Here is a 22,533-nt window from a genome sequence, read left to right as displayed (position 1 = left end):
TCGTGTTCTTCTGATGGTAAAAAGAAAGCCCAGCGCGACCGGCCTGGGCCCTGTGTTGCGCAATGCAGTGGCGCAAGGGGGCTCCGTCCTTGGAGAGATGGAAACCGCAAGGTTTCGTGGCCGGCATTGTGCCGGGCGCAAGTGGCGCTGGGCCAATTCAAAAAACTGCGGCTGTACTGCAATTTTTTTGCACGGTTGATCCGCCCCGCGATTGGGCCGGCGCCGATCAACGCCCCTTGCGCGGCAGTTCGATACTGACCCGTAGCCCGCCCAGCGGGCTTTCCAGCAGTGCGATGCGCCCACCCCATGCCTCGACGATATCGCGCACGATGCCCAGCCCCAGGCCATGGCCATCGACCTGCTCGTCCAGCCGCGAGCCGCGTTCGAGCACTTGCAGGCGTTGCGCCTCAGGGATGCCCGGGCCATCGTCATCGACCCACAGCTGGTAACCCTCGGTGGTTGGCGCGATGCCCAGGCGTACCTCGCTGTCGGCCCATTTGCAGGCGTTGTCCAGCAGGTTGCCGAGCAGCTCCAGCAAATCCTCGCGGTCCCAGGGCAGCAACAAACCGGGCGGCACGTCGCGCTCCAGCAGCAGGCCTTCGCCGTGGATCATCCCCAACGTCGCCAGCAGCCCGGGCAGCTCTGCATCGCAATCGAACTGCGCGCCGGGCAAGGCATCGCCGGCCAGGCGCGCGCGGTTGAGTTCGCGGGCCAGGCGTTGCTGGATCTGCTCCAGTTGCTCGCGCATCTGCGCGCGGACCTCGGGCAACGCCTGCAGGCGTTCGCTGGCAGCCAGGCTGACAAGCACCGCCAGCGGCGTCTTCAAGGCATGACCGAGGTTGCCCAGGGCATTGCGCGAACGGCGCAAGCTGTCTTCGGTATGGGTCAGCAGGTGGTTGATCTGATCCACCAGCGGCTGCAGCTCGCTTGGGACCTCGGCGTCCAGTTGCGAGCGCTGGCCCTGCTGCAACTGAGCGATCTGCTGGCGCGCCCGCTCCAACGGGCGCAACGAGCGGGTCACGGTGAGACGCTGCAGCACCAGGACCAACATCAACGCCACCAGCCCCAGGCCCAGGCCGATCTGTTGCATGCGCCGAAAACCCTCGCGTACCGGTGAGTAGTCCTGGGCCACGCTGATTGATATGTCCTGGCCGAGCCGCCGGTAGTCCCCGCGATAGGCCAGCAGTTGCTGGCCCCCGGGACCGAGTTCGTGGCCGTCGTCCAGGCCGGGCTTGGCGGGCTTGGGCATGTCCATGTCCCATAACGAACGGGAGCGCCAGGTACCCTGGTCGAAATCAATGCGGAAGTAGTAGCCCGAGAACGGCCGCTGGTAGGCTGCCGACAGCCGTCGCTCGTCCAACTGCAGGCCGGACGGGCCACGCACCAGCGCCACCAGCAGGTTTTCGCTTTCCTTGCGCAGGCCAGCTTCCAGGTAACGCTGCAGGCCCGCCTCGAACAGCCACAAGGTCAACTGCGCCAGGGCCAGCCCAACCACTACCAGTACCGCCACCAGGCCCAGGCTCAGGCGCGCCTGGATCGACTTCACGCGGCGCTCCCGGCATACACGTAGCCCTGGCCGCGGCGGGTCTCGATCACGCTGCGCCCCAGTTTGCGTCGCAGGTGGTTGACATGCACTTCCAGCACATTGGAATCACGCTCGGTTTCCCCGTCGTAAAGGTGCTCGGCCAGGTGGCTCTTGGACAGCACCTGCCCCGGATGCAGCATGAAATAGCGCAACAGGCGGAACTCGGCGGCGGTGAGCTGGACATCGACACCCTCACGGCTCACGCACTGGCGCGACTCGTCCAGGTGCAGGCCGGCCGCTTCCAGCTTCGGCTGGTTGGCCAGCCCCTTGGCCCGGCGCAACAGAGCCTGGATGCGCAGTTGCAGTTCCTCGGGGTGGAAGGGCTTGCTTAGATAGTCGTCGGCCCCGGCCTTGAGGCCTTCGATACGCTCGGCCCAGGAGCCACGGGCGGTGAGGATCAGCACCGGGGTGGCCAGGCCGCTCGCGCGCCATTGCCCCAGCACTTCGAGCCCCGGCAGCCCGGGCAGGCCCAGGTCGAGGATGATCAGGTCGTAGGGTTCGCTCTGGCCCTGGTACACCGCATCGCGGCCATCGGCCAGCCAGTCCACGGCATAACCCTGGCGCTGCAGGGTGGCGGTCAGTTCATCGGCCAGGGGGACATTGTCCTCGACAAGCAACAGGCGCATTCAGTCGTCTTCCTCGTCTTTGAGCAGCGCGCCGGTGCGGGCGTCGAGCTTGATCTCGCGCACCACCCCCGCCGGGGTCAGCAGTTCGACCTCGTACTCGTAGCGCTCGTGCTTCTCTTCCAGTTCCGCCTCCAGCAGCCGTGCCCCGGGGTAACGCCCCAGGGCGGCTTCGAGCAATTGCTCCAGCGGCAGGATGATGCCCTTTTGCCGAAGCTCCAGGGCTTCATCCTGGTCCAGGTCGCGCGCGGCGGCCAGCGAACAGACGGTCAACAGGGCCAAGGCCAGGTAGCGTGCCGTTCGCGGTAGTGCAGGCATCAGTTGTCTCGCTCGTCCTTCAGGACTTCACCGGTCTTGGCGTCCAGGGCCACATCCCATTCGACGTTCTGGGTATCACGCAGGTCGACCTTGTAGATGTAACGGCCGTACTCGTCCTCGAGCTCCGAGTCGGTCACGGTGGCGCCGGGGTGCTTGGCCACGGCGGCGGCCTTCAGCTCGTCCAGCGACTTGATGGTCTTGGCGTTCACCAGCTTGACCACTTCATCGGGCTGCACATCCTTGGCGAAGGCGGCATTGGCACCGAAAGCGAGGGCGGCGGCGGTGAACAGGGCAGTCAAAGTTTTCATGAGGTTCTCTCCAGCGAGATGTGCAATTTGTCTACGGGGTTAAGATTAACCACCGGTCCTTAACTCAACCTGAAAACAGCTGGCCGCATGATAGCGCAGGTTGCGGCCTTGTCGCGGCCACGCGGGGCGGTGATGGAATCGCGGCCTCGCGATAAAGCCCTATACTGCCCGCCTGCCCTGCCTGAGATCCCGCCATGAGTGCCATCCACATCAAGTACCCCGCCCTGACCTTCAAGGCCGGCCAGCGCGCCCTGCGGCAGATCCGCGAGCGCGGTCTACAGGCCGTCGATGTTGGTGTGCTGCCGGGTGCGGCAGGTGGTCCCAAACCCTTGGGAATCCAGGGCCTGGACCTGGCGCTGTTCGGTGAATGGCTGCCCACCGCACCGCGCCAACGGTCGCTGATCGGCGCCTCAATCGGCTCCTGGCGTTTCGCCAGTGCCTGCCTCGACGACCCAGTGGCCGGCATCCGCCGACTGGGCGAGCTGTACACCGAGCAGGATTTCGCCAAGGGCGTGACGCCCAGGGAAATCAGCCAAAGCTGCCAACACATGCTCGATGACCTGCTGCAGGGCCGCGATGGGCAGATCCTCGCCAACCCGCACTATCGCCTGAACATCCTGGTGGTGAAGAGCCACGGCCAACTCGCCCACGACCACCGCGGCCGCCTCGGTATGGGGCTGGGCTCGGTGATCGCCAGCAACCTGCTGGGTCGCTCGCGCCTGGGCCGGCACTTCGAGCGAGTGATCCTGCACGATGAGCGTGCCGCGCCGCCACTGGAGGCGCTCACCGACTTCCCCTCGCGCAGCCTGCCTCTGGACCTGACCAACCTGCGCCACGCCCTGCTCGCCTCGGGTTCGATCCCGATGGTCATGGAAGGTGTACGCGACATCCCCGGCGCAGGCGCCGGCACCTACCGCGACGGTGGGTTGCTCGACTACCATCTGGACCTGCCCTACCGCGGCGACGACCTGGTGCTCTACCCGCACTTCACCGACAAGGTAGTGCCCGGTTGGTTCGACAAGGCCCTGCCCTGGCGCAAGGGCGATGCCACGCGCCTGCACAACGTGCTGCTGATGACCCCGTCGCCGCAGTACCTGGCCGCCCTGCCCTACGGCAAGCTGCCGGATCGCAACGACTTCAAGCGATTCATGGGCGACGCCCCGAGCCGCAAGCGTTACTGGTACAAAGCCATCGCCGAAAGCCGACGCCTGGGCGACGAGTTGCTGGAACTGATCACCACCGGGCGGTTGCAGGATCAGCTACAAGCCTTGTAGCGGGCATGCTGGTAGACTGCGCGCATTATTGATTCACACAGAGTTATGCCAGCGTGGAAATTTTCAAAGAGTTCACATTCGAATCGGCCCACCGCCTGCCCAACGTCCCCGCCGGGCACAAATGCGGTCGCCTGCATGGCCACTCGTTCAAAGTTGCCCTGCACCTGACCGGCCCGCTCGACCCGCACACCGGCTGGATCCGCGATTTTTCCGAGATCAAGGCGATCTTCAAACCGATCTACGAGCAACTGGATCACAACTATCTGAACGATATCCCCGGCCTGGAAAACCCCACCAGCGAAGTGATCGCCAAGTGGATCTGGGACCAGGTCAAACCGCTGCTGCCTGAACTGTCGAAGGTGCGCATCCACGAGACCTGCACCAGCGGCTGCGAATACACCGGCGATTGAAACCGCCAAGGTGGACCTCCACCGTGGCGACGCGCCACGGAAGGAGGTGATGAGCAGCGGTCAGATCTCGCCGAAATGATGGGGGATACTCAGTATTTCCAAGGTGATCAATCCGCTGTCGCCATGGATGACGTTGAACAATCGATCCCCCTCGTGGATGAGCCGTCGGACTTGCGCCCCTTCTGCATTCAAGAGGCGCAGGTTGTAGCGCCGCAGGCCCTGCGCCGGACCTTGTCGGGGCAGGTAATCGACCGTCCACAACCGAGCACCGGCCGGCAGGCGATCGTTGCCTGCGGGATGCTTGGTCGCCCAGAGCCCCACGTACCCAGAGCGATAGAGCGTGTTGAAATCCAACGTCCAATTGCCAATGCTACCCACTCGATCTGCGGGCCGGATCTCGTAGTAACGCTGCTTGCACTGTGAATAGCGGCCTCGTGTATAGGCCCCGAACCAGAAATTCTCGTAGTACCTGTGCTCAGGGCTGACATAAGAACTCGGATCGATGTACTTCCGCCACACACCGTCCGCTTCGCACTGCAGGTATCTTTCCCTATGGCCTCGAGCGTTGCGGCTACCGGTTTGCACCCAGATCGCGCCAAGCATCCCTTTGATGTCGTCCCATGTGTCCACCTCGATGCGACGCCCGCTTGTTTGCCACCAGCAGCGGGCCAGGAAACTGTCGCGAGGGCTGTAGACGTACTCGCTCATACTGACGTTCTCCTTGTCAGTTCATCGAACGCCTACCCTAGGCATTGCGCGAGATGTCTGGCAGCCGGAACTGAATCACCCCAAATTTTGCTGGAGAAACGCCGGTGCGATGTAGCGCTGATAGTGCGCCTCGGACAGCAGGAAGAACTCCCGGTCGATCGCATCGCGCAACTGCGGTAGCTCCCAGTCGCGAAACTCCGGCAACAGCGCCATGCCATAGGCCTCTAGGTCACGAATCATTCGCGCCCCGCGGGCGATCAGCTGGTAGGCCCAGCAATACTCGGATTGGTGCCCGACATAGCGAATCGAGCGCTGCTCGAGTTGTTGGCGCAGCAGCTCTTTATCGAACACTTCCAGCTTGGCCATCATCACCTGCACCAGCAGTTGCTCCAGGCGCAGCCACACGGCGCGCTTCTGCTCGTCGTCGTAGCCGTTCCAGTGGATCACTTCGTGGTGAAAGCGCTTGCAGCCGCGGCAAACCAGGTCTCCGTAGACGGTGGAGCAGAGGCCGACGCAAGGCGTCTTGATGGATTGGTTGGACATGTAAAAACAACGGCTTGGCGGTGGAACACGGCCCCATGTTAGCCCTTTGTCTAACCAGGGTCACCCGTTAAAGTCTTCTTCGCCGCCTTACTTTCGGCTAATTTTTGCCGTAGAATCACTCCGCCTTTTCAAGGCAACCATGTCCGTTGGAAGCTGTTTTCAAAGCGTCACGAGCACAGTTCATCCGGTAGAACGGCGTTGGCCCTGTCCATGCGAGCGCATGGCCACGGCCAACCCCTCATCAGCCTTCCGTTCTACAGGCGTAAAACTTTGAAAACAGCTTCTGTAAGGATTCTCTGCGACCCTGGCTTGCCGGCTCAAAAAGCCGTCTTCAGCGCATGGGTGCAGGAGAATGCTGGATGAGCGTCCCGGACTCCCTTTAGGGACCACTGATGAGGGTAATAACTGTGCTTGAAGCCTACCGCAAACATATCGAAGAGCGTGCCGCTCTGGGTATCGTGCCCCAGCCGCTGAACGCCGAACAAACTGCAGGCCTGGTCGAGCTGCTGAAGAACCCGCCGGCCGGCGAAGAAGCCTTCCTCGTAGACCTGATCACCAACCGCGTTCCGCCAGGAGTCGACGAAGCCGCCTACGTCAAGGCCGCTTTCCTCTCCGCTGTCGCCAAGGGTGAAGCCAAGTCGCCGCTGATCGACCGCAAGCACGCCACCGAGCTGCTGGGTACCATGCAGGGCGGCTACAACATCGAAACGCTGGTCGCGCTGCTGGACGACGCCGAACTGGGCGCCGTCGCGGCCGAACAGCTCAAGCACACCCTGCTGATGTTCGATGCCTTCCACGACGTGGCCGAAAAAGCCAAGGCTGGCAATGCCCACGCCAAGGCCGTGCTGGAATCCTGGGCTGCCGGCGAGTGGTTCACCTCGCGCCCGGCGATCGCCGACAAGTACACCCTGACCGTGTTCAAGGTGCCTGGCGAAACCAACACCGACGACCTGTCCCCTGCCCCGGACGCCTGGTCGCGCCCTGACATCCCGCTGCACGCCCTGGCCATGCTGAAGATGGCCCGTGACGGCATCGAGCCTTCGCAGCCTGGTTCGGTCGGCCCGCTGGCGCAGATCGAAGCGGTCAAGGCCAAGGGCTTCCCGGTCGCCTACGTCGGTGACGTGGTCGGTACCGGTTCCTCGCGTAAATCGGCCACCAACTCGGTGCTGTGGTTCTTCGGCGACGACATCCCGTACGTGCCGAACAAGCGCGCTGGTGGCTTCTGCTTCGGCACCAAGATCGCCCCGATCTTCTACAACACCATGGAAGACGCCGGCGCCCTGCCGATCGAATTCGACTGCACCAACCTGGCCATGGGCGACGTCATCGACGTCTACCCGTTCAAAGGTGAAGTGCGCCGTCACGGCAGCGACGAACTGGTCACCAGCTTCGAGCTGAAGACCGAAGTGCTGCTGGACGAAGTCCGCGCTGGCGGCCGTATCCCGCTGATCGTCGGCCGTGGCCTGACCGAGAAAGCCCGTGCCGAGCTGGGCCTGGCCCCATCGGACCTGTTCAAGAAACCCGAGCAGCCAGCCGCTTCGACCAAGGGCTTCACCCTGGCACAGAAGATGGTCGGTCGCGCCTGCGGCCTGCCGGAAGGCCAGGGCGTGCGCCCAGGTGCCTACTGCGAGCCGAAGATGACCACCGTCGGCTCCCAGGACACCACTGGCCCGATGACCCGCGACGAGCTGAAAGACCTGGCGTGCCTGGGCTTCTCCGCCGACCTGGTAATGCAGTCGTTCTGCCACACCGCGGCCTATCCGAAGCCGATCGACGTCACCACCCACCACACCCTGCCAGACTTCATCCGCACCCGTGGCGGCGTGTCGCTGCGCCCGGGCGACGGCATCATCCACAGCTGGCTGAACCGCATGCTGATGCCTGACACCGTAGGCACCGGTGGCGACTCGCACACCCGCTTCCCGATCGGCATCTCGTTCCCGGCAGGCTCGGGCCTGGTGGCCTTCGCCGCTGCCACCGGCGTCATGCCGCTGGACATGCCGGAGTCGATCCTGGTGCGCTTCAAGGGCAAGCTGCAGCCTGGCATCACCCTGCGTGACCTGGTCCATGCCATCCCTTACTACGCCATCCAGAAAGGCCTGCTGACCGTCGAGAAGAAAGGCAAGAAGAACGCCTTCTCCGGCCGCATCCTGGAGATCGAAGGCCTCAACGACCTGACCGTCGAGCAAGCCTTCGAGCTGTCCGACGCCTCGGCCGAACGCTCCGCCGCCGGTTGCACCATCAAGCTGCCGGAAAAGGCCATCGCCGAATACCTGCAGTCCAACATCACCCTGCTGCGCTGGATGATCGGCGAAGGCTACGGCGATGCCCGCACCCTGGAGCGCCGCGCCCAGGCCATGGAAGCCTGGCTGGCCAAGCCTGAGCTGCTGTCGGCCGACGCCGATGCCGAATACGCCGAAATCATCGAAATCGACCTGGCCGACGTCAAGGAGCCTGTGCTCTGCGCGCCGAACGACCCGGACGATGCCCGCCTGCTGTCTTCGGTACAGGGCGAGAAGATCGACGAAGTGTTCATCGGTTCGTGCATGACCAACATTGGTCACTTCCGCGCTGCCGGCAAGCTGCTGGACAAGGTCAAGGGCGGTATCCCGACCCGTCTGTGGCTGGCCCCGCCAACCAAGATGGACGCCCACCAGCTGACCGAAGAAGGCTACTACGGCATCTACGGCAAGGCTGGCGCGCGCATGGAAATGCCAGGCTGCTCGCTGTGCATGGGTAACCAGGCACGTGTACAGACCGGTTCGACCGTGGTCTCCACCTCGACCCGTAACTTCCCGAACCGCCTGGGCGACGCCACCAACGTGTACCTGGCCTCGGCCGAGCTGGCTGCTGTCGCTTCGATCATCGGCAAGCTGCCGACCGTCGAAGAGTACATGCAGTACGCCAAGGACATCGACAGCATGGCTGCCGACGTCTACCGCTACCTGAGCTTCGACCAGATCGCCGAGTTCCGCGAAGCCGCGGCCAACGCCAAGATCCCGGTGGTTCAGGCGTAAGCAGCAAGTGGTAAGTTACAAGCGGTAAGAAGAAGCCCCGGTAGAGATACCGGGGCTTTTTTGTTAGAGCCGCCGGCCTCATCGCTGGCAAGCCAGCTCCCACAGGATCGCGCAGTGCTCAAGGTCTGCGCCAAACCTGTGGGAGCTGGCTTGCCAGCGATGAGGCCGGAACAGGCAACTTCAGATCACGAACAGATCGACGAACCTATGCACCGGCATGGCCTCCAGCGCCTGCTGATCCTTGCACACAGCCAAGATTTGCTCGCACCGCTGCCGCGCAAATCGCGTCGCCAGGTTCTCCCTGAACTTCGCCTCGAGCAACGGCATCCCCTCCTCCCGCCGGCGTCGATGCCCGATCGGGTACTCCACCACCACCTGCGGCGTGTGCGAGCCATCCTTGAAGAACACCTGCACGCCATTGGCAATGGAACGCTTGTCGGCCTCCAGGTACTCGCGGCTGAAGCGCGGTTCCTCGACGATTACCATCTTCTCGCGCAGGCGGTCGATGCTCGGGTGCGCGGCATGGAAGGCATCTTCGTAGTGCTCGGCCTCCAGATCACCGAATATCAACGGCACCGCCGTCATGTATTGCAGGCAGTGGTCGCGGTCCGCGGCGTTGGCCAGCGGCCCTTCCTTGGAAATGATGCGGATCGCCGATTCGTGGGTGGTGATGACGATACGGTCGATTTCGTGCAGGCGATTGCGCACCTGCGGGTGCAGGATCACCGCGGCTTCGCAGGCCGTCTGGGCATGAAATTCGGCGGGGAAGCTGATCTTGAACAGCACGTTTTCCATCACATAGCTGCCCAGCGGCTGCGGCAGGCGCAGTTCACGCTGCGCCTCGGGCTTGAGCGCCAGGTCCTTGTTGGTGTGGCTGAACGACACGTCGTAGAAGCCCCACTGCCTGGCGGTCAGCGCACCGGGCACACCCATCTCGCCTCGCAGCGCGATATCGGCCAGGCGCACGCCACGACTGGAGGCATCCCCCGCCGCCCACGACTTGCGCGACCCGGCATTGGGCGCATGACGGTAGGTGCGCAGGGCCTGGCCATCGACGAAGGCGTGAGAGAGTGCTGACAGCAATTGTTCGCGGCTGGCGCCCATGAGCTTGGCACACACTGCTGTCGAGGCGACCTTGACCAACAGCACATGGTCCAGGCCAACCCGGTTGAAGGAGTTCTCCAGCGCCAGCACGCCCTGGATCTCATGGGCCATGACCATGGCATCGAGCACCTCGCGCACGGCCAGGGGCGCCTCGCCATTGGCCACGCGCTTTTGCGACAGGTGGTCGGTGACCGCCAGGATGCCACCAAGGTTGTCCGAGGGATGACCCCACTCCGCCGCCAGCCAGGTGTCGTTGTAGTCCAGCCAGCGGACGATGCAGCCGATGTCCCAGGCCGCCTTGACCGGGTCGAGGCGGTAGCTGGTGCCCGGCACGCGGGCGCCATGGGGGACGATCGTGCCTTCGACCAACGGGCCAAGATGCTTGGTGCATTCGGGGAAGCGCAGGGCCAGCAGACCACAGCCCAGGGTATCCATCAGGCAGTGGCGGGCGGTGTTCAGCGCCTCGGAGGATTTGACGCGGTAGCCGAGCACATAGTCGGCGAGGGTCTGCAGGACCTGGTCGTAGTCGGGGCGGGTGTTGTATTCAGTATTGGCGCTCATTGGCGGCTCCTTTGCGACTGGGGCTGCTGCGCAGCCCATCGCCGGCAAGCCGGCTCCCACCCGACCGCGCCGCCCTCAAGCCAAGCGCTATCCCTGTGGGAGCCGGCTTGCCGGCGATGGGCCGCAAAGCGGCCCCGCTCAACGAATGCCGAGCACTACTGATGCCTTAGAAACTATCACCGGGCACGCGTACCCAGCCCTCCATCAGCACCCGAGCGCTTCGGCTCATGATTGCCTTGGTCACGGTCCATTGCCCGTCCACCTGACGCGCCTCGGCCCCGACCCGCAGTGTCCCGGACGGATGGCCGAAACGCACGGCACTTCGTTCCCCGCCACCGGCAGCCAGGTTGACCAGCGTCCCGGGAATCGCCGCGGCGGTACCGATGGCCACCGCCGCGGTGCCCATCATCGCGTGGTGCAGCTTGCCCATCGACAGCGCACGCACCAGCAAGTCGATCTCTTCGGCAGGCACGGCTTTGCCACTGGAGGCAGTGTAGGTGCTCGGCGCCGCGACGAAGGCGACTTTCGGCGTGTGCTGGCGCCCGGCGGCCTGGTCGATATGTTCGATCAGCCCCATGCGCACGGCACCATGGGCACGGATGGTCTCGAAACGCTGCAATGCGGCGGCATCGCCGTTGATGGCGTCCTGCAACTCGCTACCGGTATAGCCGATATCGGCGGCATTGACGAAGATGGTCGGGATACCGGCATTGATCAGGGTGGCCTTGAAGGTACCGACGCCCGGCACCTCGAGGTCGTCGACCAGGTTGCCGGTGGGGAACATCGCCCCGCCCCCACCATCCTCGTCGGCGGCCGGGTCAAGGAACTCCAGCTGCACCTCGGCGGCCGGGAAAGTCACACCATCGAGCTCGAAATCGCCGGTTTCCTGCACCTCGCCCTCGGTGACCGGTACATGGGCGATGATGGTCTTGCCAATATTGGCCTGCCAGATCCGCACGGTAGCGATGCCATTGCGTGGAATGCGACTTGCATCGACCAGCCCGCCGCTGATGGCGAACGAGCCGACCGCGGCGGACAGGTTGCCGCAGTTGCCGCTCCAGTCGACGAAGGCCTTGTCGATCGAGACCTGGCCGAACAGGTAGTCGACGTCGTGGTCGGGCTTGATGCTTTTCGACAGGATCACCGTCTTGCTGGTGCTGGAGGTGGCGCCACCCATGCCGTCGATCTGCTTGCCGTACGGATCGGGGCTGCCGATCACCCGCAACAGCAGGGCGTCGCGAGCCGGGCCTGGGACCTGCGCGCGCTCGGGCAAGTCTTGCAGGCGGAAGAACACGCCTTTGCTGGTACCGCCACGGATGTAGGTGGCGGGGATTTTTACCTGTGATGCATGTGCCATTACCGTGCTTCCTGATTTTTTCATTGCGACGCAAAGACTGGGGCTGCTGCGCAGCCCATTCGCCGCGGTTCGTCGTCACGGCAAGCCGGCTCCCACATGAACATGCCGCACCTACTGTGGGAGCCGGCTTGCCGGCGAAAGGGCCGCTCAGCGGCCCCGCTTATTCAGGCCGTGCCTTCCAGGAAGTCCTGGGCAAAACGCTGCAACACCCCACCCGCTTCATAGATCGACACCTCTTCGGCGGTATCCAGGCGGCAGGTCACCGGCACCTCGACGCGCTCGCCGTTGCGCCGCGTGACCACCAGGGTCAGCGTCGCCCGCGGCTTGCGCTCGCCCAGCACGTCATAGGTCTCGCTGCCGTCCAGGCCCAGGGTGTTGCGGTCGGTGCCCGCCTTGAACTCCAGCGGCAGCACGCCCATGCCCACCAGGTTGGTCCGGTGGATGCGCTCGAAGCCCTCGGCGACGATCGCCTCGACGCCCGCCAGACGCACGCCCTTGGCCGCCCAGTCACGGGACGACCCCTGGCCGTAGTCGGCACCGGCGACGATGATCAGCGGCTGCTTGCGCTGCATGTAGGTCTCGATGGCCTCCCACATGCGGGTCACCTTGCCTTCCGGCTCGATGCGCGCCAGCGAACCCTGCTTCACGCTGCCGTCGTCCTTGCGCACCATCTCGTTGAACAGCTTGGGGTTGGCGAAGGTGGCGCGCTGTGCGGTCAGGTGGTCACCACGGTGAGTGGCGTAGGAGTTGAAGTCTTCCTCCGGCAGGCCCATCTTCGCCAGGTATTCACCGGCGGCGCTATCCAGCAGGATGGCGTTGGACGGCGACAAGTGGTCGGTGGTGATGTTGTCCGGCAGCACCGCCAGCGGGCGCATGCCGCGCAGGGTACGCTCACCGGCCAGGGCGCCTTCCCAGTACGGCGGACGGCGGATGTAGGTGCTCATCGGACGCCAGTCGTACAGCGGCGCGACCTTCGGCCCCTTGTCTTCCTCGATGGCGAACATCGGGATGTACACCTGGCGGAACTGCTCGGGCTTGACCGAGGCGCGCACCACGGCGTCGATCTCTTCATCGCTCGGCCAGATGTCCTTGAGGCGGATTTCCTTGCCGTCGACCACGCCCAGCACGTCCTTCTCGATGTCGAAACGGATGGTACCGGCGATGGCGTAGGCCACCACCAGCGGCGGCGACGCGAGGAACGCCTGCTTGGCGTAGGGGTGGATACGCCCGTCGAAGTTGCGGTTGCCCGACAGCACGGCGGTGGCGTACAGGTCGCGATCGATGATCTCCTGCTGGATCACCGGGTCGAGCGCGCCGGACATGCCGTTGCAGGTGGTGCAGGCGAAGGCGACGATGCCGAAGCCCAGTTGCTCCAGCTCCTGTTCCAGGCCAGCTTCCTTCAGGTACAGCTGCACCGCCTTGGAGCCCGGCGCCAGCGACGACTTGACCCACGGCTTGCGCACCAGGCCAAGCTTGTTGGCGTTGCGGGCGATAAGGCCAGCGGCGATCACGTTGCGCGGATTGCTGGTGTTGGTGCAGCTGGTGATGGCGGCGATGATCACCGCGCCGTCCGGTATCTGCCCCGGTACTTCTTGCCATTGCCCGGCAATGCCCTTGGCCGCCAGGTCGCTGGTGGCCACGCGCGCGTGCGGGTTGGACGGGCCTGCCATGTTACGCACCACGCTCGACAGGTCGAAGCTCAGGGTGCGCTCATACTCGGCCTTGGCCAGGCTGTCGGCCCACAGGCCGGCGACCTTGGCGTAGGTTTCCACCAACTGCACCTGCTGGTCATCGCGGCCGGTCAGCTTGAGGTAGTCGATGGTCTGTTGGTCGATGGCGAACATCGCCGCGGTGGCGCCGTACTCCGGGGCCATGTTGGAGATGGTGGCACGGTCGCCCAGGGTCAGCGCGCTGGCGCCGGCACCGTGGAACTCGAGGTAGGCGCCGACCACCTTCTGCTTGCGCAGGAACTCGGTCAGGGCCAGTACCAGGTCGGTAGCGGTGATGTTCGGCGCCAGGCGCCCGGTCAGCTCGACGCCGACGATCTCCGGCAGGCGCATCCACGAGGCGCGGCCGAGCATGACGTTTTCGGCCTCCAGGCCACCGACACCGATGGCGATCACGCCCAAGGCGTCGACATGTGGCGTATGGCTGTCGGTGCCGACGCAAGTGTCGGGGTAGGCCACGCCGCGGTCATTGTGGATCACCGGCGACATCTTCTCCAGGTTGATCTGGTGCATGATGCCGTTGCCCGGCTGGATCACGTCGACGTTCTTGAACGCCTGCTTGGTCCAGTTGATGAAGTGGAAACGGTCTTCGTTGCGGCGGTCTTCGATGGCGCGGTTCTTGTCGAACGCCTGCGGGTCGAAGCCGCCGCATTCCACGGCCAGCGAATGGTCGACGATCAGTTGCACCGGCACCACCGGGTTGACCGCGGCCGGGTCGCCGCCTTTGTCGGCGATGGCGTCGCGCAGCCCGGCGAGGTCGACCAGGGCGGTCTGGCCAAGGATGTCGTGGCACACCACGCGGGCCGGGAACCAGGGGAAATCGAGGTCGCGCTTGCGCTCGATCAGTTGCTCGAGCGATGCATCGAGGGTGGCCGGATCGCAGCGGCGCACCAGGTTTTCCGCCAGTACGCGGGAGGTATACGGCAGGCCGTCGTAAGCGCCGGGCTTGATCGCCTCGACCGCGGCACGGGCGTCGAAGTAGTCCAGGGCGGTGCCTGGCAGGTTCTTGCGGAATGCGGTGTTCATATCGTTATCGGGCTCACGGTATTCGGTTTGCAGGTCAGGCCTTGGGGGCGCTGCGCACCCCATCGCCGGCAAGCCGGCTCCCACAGAAACGCGTGGACATTGTGGGAGCCGGCTTGCCGGCGAAAGGGCTGCATGGCAGCCCTAGCGGTCGTTGCCTCAGCGCTGCTCGATCGGCACGAACTGGCGCTGCTCGACGCCGACGTACTCGGCGCTCGGGCGGATGATGCGGTTGTTGGCGCGCTGCTCGAACACGTGCGCGGCCCAGCCGGTCAGGCGCGAGCAGACGAAGATCGGGGTGAACAGCTTGGTCGGGATGCCCATGAAGTGGTACGCCGAGGCATGGTAGAAGTCGGCGTTGGGGAACAGACGCTTCTGCTCCCACATGGTCTTGTCGATGGCTTCGGAGACCGGGTACAGAACCTTGTCGCCCACCTCGTCGGCCAACTGCTTGGCCCAGCCCTTGATCACTTCGTTGCGCGGGTCGGACTCTTTGTAGATGGCATGACCGAAGCCCATGATCTTGTCCTTGCGCTCGAGCATGCGCAGCAGCTCGGCAGTGGCCTCCTGCGGGCTCTGGAAGCGCTCGATCAGCTCCATGGCCGCCTCATTGGCACCACCGTGCAGCGGGCCGCGCAGCGAGCCGATGGCGGCGGTCACGCAGGAGTACAAATCGGACAGGGTCGAGGCGCAGACCCGGGCGGTGAAGGTCGAGGCGTTGAATTCGTGCTCGGCGTAAAGGATCAGCGAGACGTTCATCACCTTGACGTGCAGCTCGCTCGGCTCCTTGCCGTGCAGCAGGTGCAGGAAGTGGCCGCCGAGGGTGTCTTCGTCGCTGCTGCAGTCAATACGCACGCCGTGGTGGGTGTAGCGGTACCAGTAGCACATCACCGCCGGGAACAGCGCCAGCAGGCGGTCGGTCTTGTCGCGCTGGGCGTCGAAAGTCAGCTCCGGCTCCAGGGTGCCAAGTACCGAACAACCTGTACGCATCACGTCCATCGGGTGTGCATCGCGCGGGATGCGCTCGAGCACTTCCTTCAGCGCTTGCGGCAGGTCGCGCAGCCCCTTGAGCTTGCGCTTGTAGTCGGCAAGCTCGGCCTTGCTCGGCAGCTCGCCGTACAGCAGCAGGTAGGCCACTTCCTCGAACTCGGCGCCTGCGGCCAGGTCGCGCACGTCATAGCCGCGGTAGGTCAGGCCGGCGCCGGCCTGGCCGACGGTCGACAGCGCGGTCTGGCCGGCCACCTGGCCACGCAGGCCCGCGCCACTGAGTACTTTTGCTTCGGCCATGGTGTTTCTCCTTTCTTGAATTTGTTATCGAAGTCTTGCTGGCTAATCCGGGTGGCTGTACCGGCCTATCGCCGGCAAGCCGGCTCCCACAAAAAGCAGGCTTGCGCAATCCTGTGGGAGCTGGCTTGCCAGCGATGAGGCCCTCACGGCCTCAACCTTTTTTCTGGGCGAACAACGCATCGAGGCTCTGCTCGAAGGCGTGGTAGCCGATGGCATCGTAGAGCTCCATGCGGGTCTGCATGGTGTCGATCACGTTCTTCTGGGTGCCGTCGCGGCGCAGCGCGGTGTAGACGTTCTCGGCCGCCTTGTTCATGGCGCGGAAGGCCGACAGCGGGTAGAGCACCAGCGACACGTCGACCGAGGCCAGTTCCTCGGTGGTGTACAGCGGCGTGGCGCCGAATTCGGTGATATTGGCCAGGATCGGCGCCTTCACCCGGTCGGCGAAGGTCTTGTACATGTGCAACTCGGTGATCGCCTCGGGGAAGATCATGTCGGCGCCGGCCTCGATGCAGGCGGCGGCGCGGTCCAGCGCGGCATTGAGGCCTTCCACCGCCAGGGCGTCGGTGCGCGCCATGATCACGAAGCTGTCGTCGCTGCGGGCATCCACGGCCGCCTTGATGCGGTCGACCATCTCCTGCTGCGAGACGATCTCCTTGTTCGGGCGGTGGCCGCAGCGCTTGGCGCCGACCTGGTCCTCGATATGGATGGCGGCGGCGCCGAACTTGCTCATCGACTTGACGGTGCGGGCGACGTTGAAGGCCGAGGCGCCGAAGCCGGTGTCGACATCCACCAGCAGCGGCAGGTCGCACACATCGGTGATGCGCCGTACGTCGGTGAGCACGTCATCCAGGCCGCTGATGCCCAGGTCCGGCAGGCCCAGGGAGCCGGCGGCGACACCGCCGCCAGAGAGGTAGATGGCCTTGAAACCGGCGCGCTTGGCCAGCAGGGCGTGGTTGGCGTTGATGGTCCCGACCACCTGCAGCGGATGTTCGGCGGCGACCGCGTCACGGAAACGCTGGCCGGGCGTGCTCTTCACTGTCATGACTCACCTCGTGGGCTATTGTTGTCGGCACCCTGGTAGTGGCGCTCGATATTGCGTTTGGACGCGCCGATGTGGCGGCGCATCAGGAGTTCTGCGAGCTCACCGTCGCGGGCTTCGATGGCATCGAGGATACGGTGGTGCTCGGCGAAGGCCTGGCGCGGCCGGTTGGGCGTGGTGGAGAACTGGATGCGGTACATGCGCACCAGTTGGTACAGCTCGCCGCAGAGCATCTTGTACAAGGTCTGGTTGCCGCTACCCTGGATGATCCGGTAGTGGAAGTCGTAGTCGCCTTCCTGCTGGTAGTAGCCCTGCCCGGCCTGGAACGCGGCATCGCGCTCATGGGTATCGAGCACATGGCGCAGTTCGTCGATGGCGGCCTGGCTCATGCGCTCGGCGGCCAGGCGACAGGCCATGCCTTCGAGCGACTCACGGATTTCATACAGTTCGATCAGCTCAGCGTGGCTCAGCGACACCACCCGGGCGCCGACATGCGGCACCCGCACCAGCAGGCGCTGGCCTTCGAGACGGTGGATGGCTTCGCGCAGCGGGCCGCGGCTGATGCCGTAGGTACGCGCAAGCTCAGGCTCGGAAATCTTGCTGCCGGGGGCGATCTCGCCCTTGACGATGGCGGCCTGGATACGCCGGAAGACATGCTCCGAAAGGGTCTCGGTCTCGTCCTGGGGCAATGCGGTGGCCGGGGCTGTGTCCAGCATTATTGTCGACACCTTCAAAATCAGTGACGCCAAAACTAGCCAAACAGAGGCGCATAGTCAAAGACAAAAAGAACATTGTCGACAATCGTCTAATAACGAACTTACCCCGCCTTCATGGGGTCAGATCGCGGGCGCGCTGGCGTCAAGGCACCGGCGTGATAGAATGCCGCGCTCCTTCGGGAGCATGGATAGTGTGTCTGTCATCATTTCATGCCCATGACAGATCAATGAGGACGCTTGGCCAGTCGCCTTGCCCTGAACTTTGCACAGCACCGCGCCAGGATTATGAGACTCAAACCCGCTTCATTGCTGCTCTGCCTGACCCTGCTGCCGGCACTCGCGCCCGCGGCCGAAAAGACCGTGTACGGTCTCAACGAATACGCCCGCCTGGGCGACCTTGATCTGGAAGTGGCAGCCAAGCTCGATACCGGCGCCAAGACCGCCTCGCTCAGCGCCCGCGACATCAAGCGCTTCAAGCGCAACGGCGAGAGCTGGGTGCGCTTCTACCTGGCCATCGACGCCGCGCACAAGCACCCCATCGAACGCCCCCTGGCCCGCGTCAGCAAGATCAAGCGCCGCGCCGGGGACTATGACGCCGACTCGGGCAAGGCCTACACTGCCCGTCCGGTCATCGAACTCGACATCTGCATGGGCCAGACGCGACGCACCATCGAGGTCAACCTCACCGACCGCAGCGCCTTCCAGTTCCCGCTGCTGATCGGTTCCGAGGCCCTCAAGCACTTCGGTGCGCTGGTCGACCCAAGCCTTAAATACGCGGCCGGCAAACCTGCCTGTGCCACCGAAGCTACCAAAGCAGAGTAATCCCGATGCGCTCTCTTACCCTCCACCTGAAAGTCCTGATCACCGTCCTGGTGGTGCTGGGCATCGCGATCACGGCCTACCAGATCTTCGCCCTCGGCATCCCGGTGACCGAGGACGAGACCGATGACCTGTGGAACATCGACGCCAAGGTCGAGTTCGTCGCCAGCGCCAAGGACCCGGTCAAGGTGCAGATGTTCGTGCCCCCGCTGAACCGTGACTACGTGAGCCTCAACGAGAGCTTCATCTCCAACAACTACGGGGTCAGCGTCAACCGCGCCGACGGCAACCGCAAGGTGACCTGGTCGGCCCGTCGCGCCAGCGGCAACCAGACCCTCTACTACCGCCTGGTGCTGACCAAGCGCTACAGCACCGAGAAGGCCAAGATCAAGGGCCCGACCTTCCGCGACAGCCTGGCGGTCGAAGGCCCCGAGAAGATCGCCGCCGAAGCACTGATGGCACCGATCCGCCAGCACTCGGCCGACGTCGAGACCTTCGTCAGCGAGACCATCAAGCGGGTCAACAACGCCAACGACGACAACGCCAAGCTGCTGCTGGCCGGCGACAACTCGCCACTCAAGAAAGCCCAGGTCATCGACCTGCTGCTGTCCATCGCCCACGTCCCGCTGGAGAAGGTCCACACCATCCGTCTGGTGGCCGACACCCCGCAAAGCCCTGAGTTGTGGCTGCGCAGCTTCAACGGCAACGACTGGCTGTACTTCAACCCGGAGACCGGCGAGCAAGGCCTGCCCAGCGACCGCCTGCTGTGGTGGACCGGCGACGACAACCTGATCACCGTCGATGGCGGCAAGAAGGCCAGCGTTACCTTCAGCATGAACAACAGCGAGATGAACGCCATCCGCCTGGCCAAGCTGACCGACGAGAACACCGACGCCGACTTCCTTGAATACTCGCTGTACGGCCTGCCGCTGCAGACCCAGCAGACCTTCATGATCATGGTGATGATCCCGATCGGCGTGCTGGTGATCCTGGTGCTGCGCAACCTGATCGGCATCCAGACCCTCGGCACCTTCACCCCGGTGCTGATCGCCCTGGCCTTCCGCGAGACGCAACTGGGCTTCGGCATCATCCTGTTCACGGTGATCACCGCCCTGGGCCTGTCGCTGCGCTCGTACCTGGAACACCTCAAGCTGCAGATGCTGCCGCGCCTGTCGGTGGTGCTGACCTTCGTCGTGGTGCTGATCGCCGCCATCAGCCTGTTCAGCCACAAGCTGGGCCTGGAGCGCGGGCTGTCGGTGGCGCTGTTCCCGATGGTGATCCTGACCATGACCATCGAACGCCTGTCGATCACCTGGGAAGAGCGCGGCGGCGGCCATGCCATGAAAGTGGCCGTCGGCACCCTGTTCGCCGCCTCCATCGCGCACCTGCTGATGACCGTGCCGGAAGCCGTTTACTTCGTCTTCACCTTCCCGGCGGTGCTGCTGATCCTGGTGGGCTTCATGCTGGCGATGGGTCGCTACCGCGGCTACCGCCTGACCGAGCTCGTGCGCTTCAAGGCATTCCTGAAGAAGGCTGACGCCTGATGTTTGGCCTGATCAAGACGTGGAAAGCCCTGGAGGCCCGGGGCATCATGGGTATCAACCGGCGCAACGCGGACTACGTGTTGAAGTACAACAAGCGCCACCTGTACCCGATCGTCGACGACAAGATCATCACCAAGGAGCGCGCCCTGGCGGCCGGCATCCATGTGCCGGAGATGTACGGCATCATCGAGACCGAGAAGCAGATCGACAAACTCGACGAGATCATCGGTGGGCGCAGCGACTTCGTCATCAAGCCGGCCCAGGGCGCCGGTGGTGACGGCATCCTGGTGATCGCCGACCGCTTCGAGGACCGCTACCGCACGGTTTCGGGCAAGATCATCAGCCACGAGGAGATCGAACACCAGATCTCCAGCATCCTTACCGGCCTGTATTCGCTGGGCGGGCACCGCGACCGTGCGCTGATCGAGTACCGGGTCACTCCGGACCAGATTTTCAAGAGCATCAGCTACGAGGGCGTGCCCGACATCCGCATCATCGTGCTGATGGGCTACCCGGTGATGGCCATGCTGCGCTTGCCGACCCGCCAGTCCGGCGGCAAGGCCAACCTGCACCAGGGCGCCATCGGCGTCGGTGTAGACCTGGCCACCGGCCTGACGCTGCGCGGCACCTGGCTGAACAAGATCATCAGCAAGCACCCCGACACCACTAACGCGGTCGACGGCGTGCAACTGCCGAACTGGGACGGCTTCATGAAGCTTGCCGCCAGCTGCTACGAGCTGTGCGGCCTGGGCTATATCGGCGTGGACATGGTGCTGGACCAGGACAAGGGCCCGTTGATCCTCGAACTCAACGCCCGCCCCGGCCTGAACATCCAGATCGCCAACGACTGCGGGCTCACGCAACGCACCCACGCCATCGAGGCGCACCTGGAGATGCTGGCCAAGGAAGGTCGCAGCGAGGATGCCGAGCAACGCGTGAAGGTCTCGCAGGGCCTGTTCGGACACGTGCATCCGCAGTAACCCCGGCGCCGCTGCGCAGCGAAAGAGCTGCGCAGCAGGCATGTCGGTGAATACGACAGGCTAATGTCGCTACCAGCGCTAGGCGCATCCCCCCCACAGGTCTACAATCGCCCTCCTCGCTTTTTCATCGCCGTCCACTCTGATGCCGACCTGTACGCTGCACCTCCTGCCCTATCAGCCTGACCCCGCCTTCTACTTCGAACGCCTGCGCTGCGCGCCCGGCGCGATCCTGCTCGACAGCGCCCGCCCAAGTGCCGAACGCGGTCGCTACGATCTGCTCAGCGCCTGGCCCCTGCAACAGCTGCAGGTACGCAGCGATGAAGAAGGCCAGGCTTACCTGCAACGCCTGCGCCAGGCACTGGCGGACCTTGGGGAAGCCCGGCTGCCCGAGGGCATCGAGCTGCCGTTTGCCGGCGGCCTGATCGGCTACCTGAGCTACGACTTCGGCCGGCGCCTGGAGCAGTTGCCCGCCTTGGCGACCGACGACCTCGGGCTGCCTGATGCGCGGCTCGGACTGTATGCGTGGGCATTGGTGACCGACCATCGACAGGGCAGCAGCCAACTGGTGTTCCACCCGCGCCTGCCCGAGGAAGAGCGGCAACGGCTCATCGCGCTGTTCGAGGCCGGCCCCCCGGGCGATAGCGGTGACTTCCACCTGCTAGCGCCCATGACCGGCGATCTTCGCCCCGAGCAGTACCGGGCAGCGTTCGACCAGGTCCAGCGCTACATCCAGGCTGGCGACTGCTATCAGATCAACCTTACCCAACGCTTCCGCGCCCCCTGCCAGGGCGACCCGTGGCACGCCTACCAAGCCCTGCGCGCCGCCTGCCCAACGCCTTTCTCCGGCTACCAGCAGCTGGATGAAGGCACGGCGCTGCTGAGCTTCTCACCCGAGCGCTTCATCCGTGTCAGCCAGGGCGAAGTCGAAACCCGCCCGATCAAGGGCACCCGGCCACGCTCGGCCGACCCGCACGAGGACGCCAGCAACGCTGCCGAGTTGCTGGCCAGTGCCAAGGACCGCTCGGAGAACCTGATGATCGTCGACTTGCTGCGCAACGACATCGGCCGCACCTGTCAGACCGGTTCGGTAAAGGTGCCGGAGCTGTTCAGCCTGGAAAGCTACCCCAATGTCCACCACCTGGTCAGCAGCGTGGTCGGCCACCTGGCCGCAGGCAAGGATGCCCTGGACCTGATCGCCGGCAGTTTCCCCGGCGGCTCGATCACCGGCGCCCCGAAGATCCGCGCCATGCAGATCATCGACGAGCTGGAGCCGACGCGCCGGGCACTGTACTGCGGCTCGCTGCTGTACCTCGACGTGCGCGGCGAAATGGACAGCTCGATCGCCATTCGCAGCCTGCTGGTCAAGGACGGTCAGGTCTGTTGCTGGGGCGGCGGCGCAGTGGTGGCCGATTCGGATTGGCAGGCTGAATACGAAGAGTCGATCGCCAAAGTGCGCGTGCTGATGGAAACGCTGCAAGCCTTGTAGAACTCCGCGGGAGCGGGCTTGCCCCACGATCGCCAGGCGTCTGCCTCGCCATTTTTTGTTACCATCTGACCACTACGAGCGCACAGCGCCACTCACCCGATGGA

19 protein-coding genes are annotated in these 22,533 nt (G+C 64.5%); 7 read left to right on the top strand and 12 right to left on the bottom strand.

Annotation, left to right across the window (positions count from 1 at the left end; translation table 11 throughout):
- Positions 1-226: 226 nt before the first annotated feature.
- The 4 genes from KSS90_RS09445 to KSS90_RS09430 are packed head-to-tail and all read right to left on the bottom strand — an operon-like array spanning position 227 to position 2,834.
- Positions 227-1,546: a sensor histidine kinase gene (locus KSS90_RS09445; protein ID WP_217869134.1), complete on the bottom strand. Its 1,320-nt coding sequence runs from the start codon at positions 1,544-1,546 to the stop codon at positions 227-229.
- The gene (locus tag KSS90_RS09440; protein WP_102683274.1) at positions 1,543-2,211 is read right to left on the bottom strand and encodes a response regulator transcription factor; all 669 of its coding nucleotides are present in this window, start codon (positions 2,209-2,211) and stop codon (positions 1,543-1,545) included. Before KSS90_RS09440 ends, KSS90_RS09445 begins: the two co-directional genes overlap by 4 nt.
- A complete protein-coding gene (locus KSS90_RS09435) occupies positions 2,212-2,526 on the bottom strand; it encodes a PepSY domain-containing protein (protein WP_023632694.1) in 315 nt (104 codons plus the stop codon).
- The gene (locus tag KSS90_RS09430) at positions 2,526-2,834 is read right to left on the bottom strand and encodes a PepSY domain-containing protein (protein WP_217869133.1); all 309 of its coding nucleotides are present in this window, start codon (positions 2,832-2,834) and stop codon (positions 2,526-2,528) included. The genes KSS90_RS09435 and KSS90_RS09430 overlap by 1 nt, the downstream gene beginning before the upstream one ends.
- A 194-nt stretch (positions 2,835-3,028) precedes the next feature.
- On the opposite strand from KSS90_RS09430, the gene KSS90_RS09425 reads away from it, so the two are divergent.
- Both KSS90_RS09425 and queD read left to right on the top strand, forming a co-directional pair.
- The gene (locus tag KSS90_RS09425) at positions 3,029-4,108 is read left to right on the top strand and encodes a patatin-like phospholipase family protein (RefSeq protein ID WP_217869132.1); all 1,080 of its coding nucleotides are present in this window, start codon (positions 3,029-3,031) and stop codon (positions 4,106-4,108) included.
- A gap of 53 nt (positions 4,109-4,161) precedes the next feature.
- The gene (gene queD, locus KSS90_RS09420) at positions 4,162-4,518 is read left to right on the top strand and encodes a 6-carboxytetrahydropterin synthase QueD (RefSeq protein WP_023630589.1); all 357 of its coding nucleotides are present in this window, start codon (positions 4,162-4,164) and stop codon (positions 4,516-4,518) included.
- Positions 4,519-4,578: 60 nt separating this feature from the next.
- Here queD and KSS90_RS09415 read toward each other — a convergent pair whose 3' ends face one another.
- Positions 4,579-5,226: a hypothetical protein gene (locus tag KSS90_RS09415; RefSeq protein WP_217869131.1), complete on the bottom strand. Its 648-nt coding sequence runs from the start codon at positions 5,224-5,226 to the stop codon at positions 4,579-4,581.
- A 75-nt stretch (positions 5,227-5,301) separates the two neighbouring features.
- A complete protein-coding gene (locus KSS90_RS09410) occupies positions 5,302-5,769 on the bottom strand; it encodes a DUF1289 domain-containing protein (protein ID WP_217869130.1) in 468 nt (155 codons plus the stop codon).
- Between the two features lie 407 nt (positions 5,770-6,176).
- Between KSS90_RS09410 and acnB the strand changes: the two genes are divergently transcribed.
- On the top strand, positions 6,177-8,786 hold the full coding sequence (gene acnB, locus KSS90_RS09405; RefSeq protein WP_217869759.1) for a bifunctional aconitate hydratase 2/2-methylisocitrate dehydratase: 2,610 nt from the start codon (positions 6,177-6,179) through the stop codon (positions 8,784-8,786).
- A 180-nt stretch (positions 8,787-8,966) separates the two neighbouring features.
- On the opposite strand, the gene prpD is transcribed toward acnB, so the two are convergent.
- The 6 genes from prpD to KSS90_RS09375 form a co-directional block, all read right to left on the bottom strand.
- Entirely contained in the window at positions 8,967-10,451 is a 1,485-nt protein-coding gene (prpD, locus tag KSS90_RS09400) for a 2-methylcitrate dehydratase (RefSeq protein WP_217869129.1), read from the bottom strand.
- A gap of 166 nt (positions 10,452-10,617) precedes the next feature.
- Positions 10,618-11,808: a 2-methylaconitate cis-trans isomerase PrpF gene (gene prpF / locus KSS90_RS09395; RefSeq protein WP_217869128.1), complete on the bottom strand. Its 1,191-nt coding sequence runs from the start codon at positions 11,806-11,808 to the stop codon at positions 10,618-10,620.
- A gap of 164 nt (positions 11,809-11,972) precedes the next feature.
- Positions 11,973-14,561, bottom strand: coding sequence for a Fe/S-dependent 2-methylisocitrate dehydratase AcnD (gene acnD / locus KSS90_RS09390; RefSeq protein ID WP_217869127.1), 2,589 nt, complete (start codon positions 14,559-14,561; stop codon positions 11,973-11,975).
- Positions 14,562-14,717: 156 nt separating this feature from the next.
- Positions 14,718-15,845 (bottom strand): bifunctional 2-methylcitrate synthase/citrate synthase, encoded by a 1,128-nt coding sequence (gene prpC, locus KSS90_RS09385; RefSeq protein ID WP_217869126.1) that lies wholly within the window; start codon positions 15,843-15,845, stop codon positions 14,718-14,720.
- 151 nt (positions 15,846-15,996) lie between these two features.
- Positions 15,997-16,887, bottom strand: a complete 891-nt coding sequence (gene prpB / locus KSS90_RS09380) for a methylisocitrate lyase (protein ID WP_038706441.1) — start codon at positions 16,885-16,887, stop codon at positions 15,997-15,999.
- A complete protein-coding gene (locus KSS90_RS09375) occupies positions 16,884-17,600 on the bottom strand; it encodes a GntR family transcriptional regulator (RefSeq protein ID WP_217869125.1) in 717 nt (238 codons plus the stop codon). Before KSS90_RS09375 ends, prpB begins: the two co-directional genes overlap by 4 nt.
- A 285-nt stretch (positions 17,601-17,885) precedes the next feature.
- Between KSS90_RS09375 and rloA the strand changes: the two genes are divergently transcribed.
- The 4 genes from rloA (at position 17,886) to pabB (ending at position 22,429) form a co-directional block, all read left to right on the top strand.
- Positions 17,886-18,422 (top strand): retropepsin-like aspartic peptidase RloA, encoded by a 537-nt coding sequence (rloA, locus tag KSS90_RS09370; protein WP_102683263.1) that lies wholly within the window; start codon positions 17,886-17,888, stop codon positions 18,420-18,422.
- Between the two features lie 5 nt (positions 18,423-18,427).
- Positions 18,428-19,963 carry an osmotic stress tolerance membrane protein RloB gene (gene rloB, locus KSS90_RS09365; protein ID WP_217869124.1) on the top strand — a complete coding sequence of 512 codons (1,536 nt, stop codon included), beginning with the start codon at positions 18,428-18,430 and terminating at the stop codon, positions 19,961-19,963.
- The gene (locus KSS90_RS09360; RefSeq protein WP_217869123.1) at positions 19,963-20,943 is read left to right on the top strand and encodes an alpha-L-glutamate ligase-like protein; all 981 of its coding nucleotides are present in this window, start codon (positions 19,963-19,965) and stop codon (positions 20,941-20,943) included. Before rloB ends, KSS90_RS09360 begins: the two co-directional genes overlap by 1 nt.
- 142 nt (positions 20,944-21,085) lie before the next feature.
- A complete protein-coding gene (gene pabB, locus KSS90_RS09355; RefSeq protein WP_217869122.1) occupies positions 21,086-22,429 on the top strand; it encodes an aminodeoxychorismate synthase component I in 1,344 nt (447 codons plus the stop codon).
- Positions 22,430-22,533 lie beyond the last annotated feature (104 nt).

The sequence above is a fragment of the Pseudomonas maumuensis genome, from assembly GCF_019139675.1.
Taxonomy (GTDB): domain Bacteria; phylum Pseudomonadota; class Gammaproteobacteria; order Pseudomonadales; family Pseudomonadaceae; genus Aquipseudomonas; species Aquipseudomonas maumuensis.
The sequence above is the reverse complement of the archived record's forward strand: the minus strand, read 5'-3'. Positions and strand labels throughout refer to the sequence as shown.

Bases quoted from the DNA above. Each gene is read 5' to 3' on its own strand.
- KSS90_RS09440 (WP_102683274.1), bottom strand. From the start codon at position 2,211: ATGCGCCTGTTGCTTGTCGAGGACAATGTCCCCCTGGCCGATGAACTG.
- KSS90_RS09435 (WP_023632694.1), bottom strand. From the start codon at position 2,526: ATGCCTGCACTACCGCGAACGGCACGCTACCTGGCCTTGGCCCTGTTG.
- KSS90_RS09430 (WP_217869133.1), bottom strand. From the start codon at position 2,834: ATGAAAACTTTGACTGCCCTGTTCACCGCCGCCGCCCTCGCTTTCGGT.
- KSS90_RS09425 (WP_217869132.1), top strand. From the start codon at position 3,029: ATGAGTGCCATCCACATCAAGTACCCCGCCCTGACCTTCAAGGCCGGC.
- KSS90_RS09415 (WP_217869131.1), bottom strand. From the start codon at position 5,226: ATGAGCGAGTACGTCTACAGCCCTCGCGACAGTTTCCTGGCCCGCTGC.
- KSS90_RS09410 (WP_217869130.1), bottom strand. From the start codon at position 5,769: ATGTCCAACCAATCCATCAAGACGCCTTGCGTCGGCCTCTGCTCCACC.
- prpD (WP_217869129.1), bottom strand. From the start codon at position 10,451: ATGAGCGCCAATACTGAATACAACACCCGCCCCGACTACGACCAGGTC.
- prpF (WP_217869128.1), bottom strand. From the start codon at position 11,808: ATGGCACATGCATCACAGGTAAAAATCCCCGCCACCTACATCCGTGGC.
- acnD (WP_217869127.1), bottom strand. From the start codon at position 14,561: ATGAACACCGCATTCCGCAAGAACCTGCCAGGCACCGCCCTGGACTAC.
- prpC (WP_217869126.1), bottom strand. From the start codon at position 15,845: ATGGCCGAAGCAAAAGTACTCAGTGGCGCGGGCCTGCGTGGCCAGGTG.
- prpB (WP_038706441.1), bottom strand. From the start codon at position 16,887: ATGACAGTGAAGAGCACGCCCGGCCAGCGTTTCCGTGACGCGGTCGCC.
- KSS90_RS09375 (WP_217869125.1), bottom strand. From the start codon at position 17,600: ATGCTGGACACAGCCCCGGCCACCGCATTGCCCCAGGACGAGACCGAG.
- rloA (WP_102683263.1), top strand. From the start codon at position 17,886: ATGAGACTCAAACCCGCTTCATTGCTGCTCTGCCTGACCCTGCTGCCG.
- rloB (WP_217869124.1), top strand. From the start codon at position 18,428: ATGCGCTCTCTTACCCTCCACCTGAAAGTCCTGATCACCGTCCTGGTG.
- KSS90_RS09360 (WP_217869123.1), top strand. From the start codon at position 19,963: ATGTTTGGCCTGATCAAGACGTGGAAAGCCCTGGAGGCCCGGGGCATC.
- pabB (WP_217869122.1), top strand. From the start codon at position 21,086: ATGCCGACCTGTACGCTGCACCTCCTGCCCTATCAGCCTGACCCCGCC.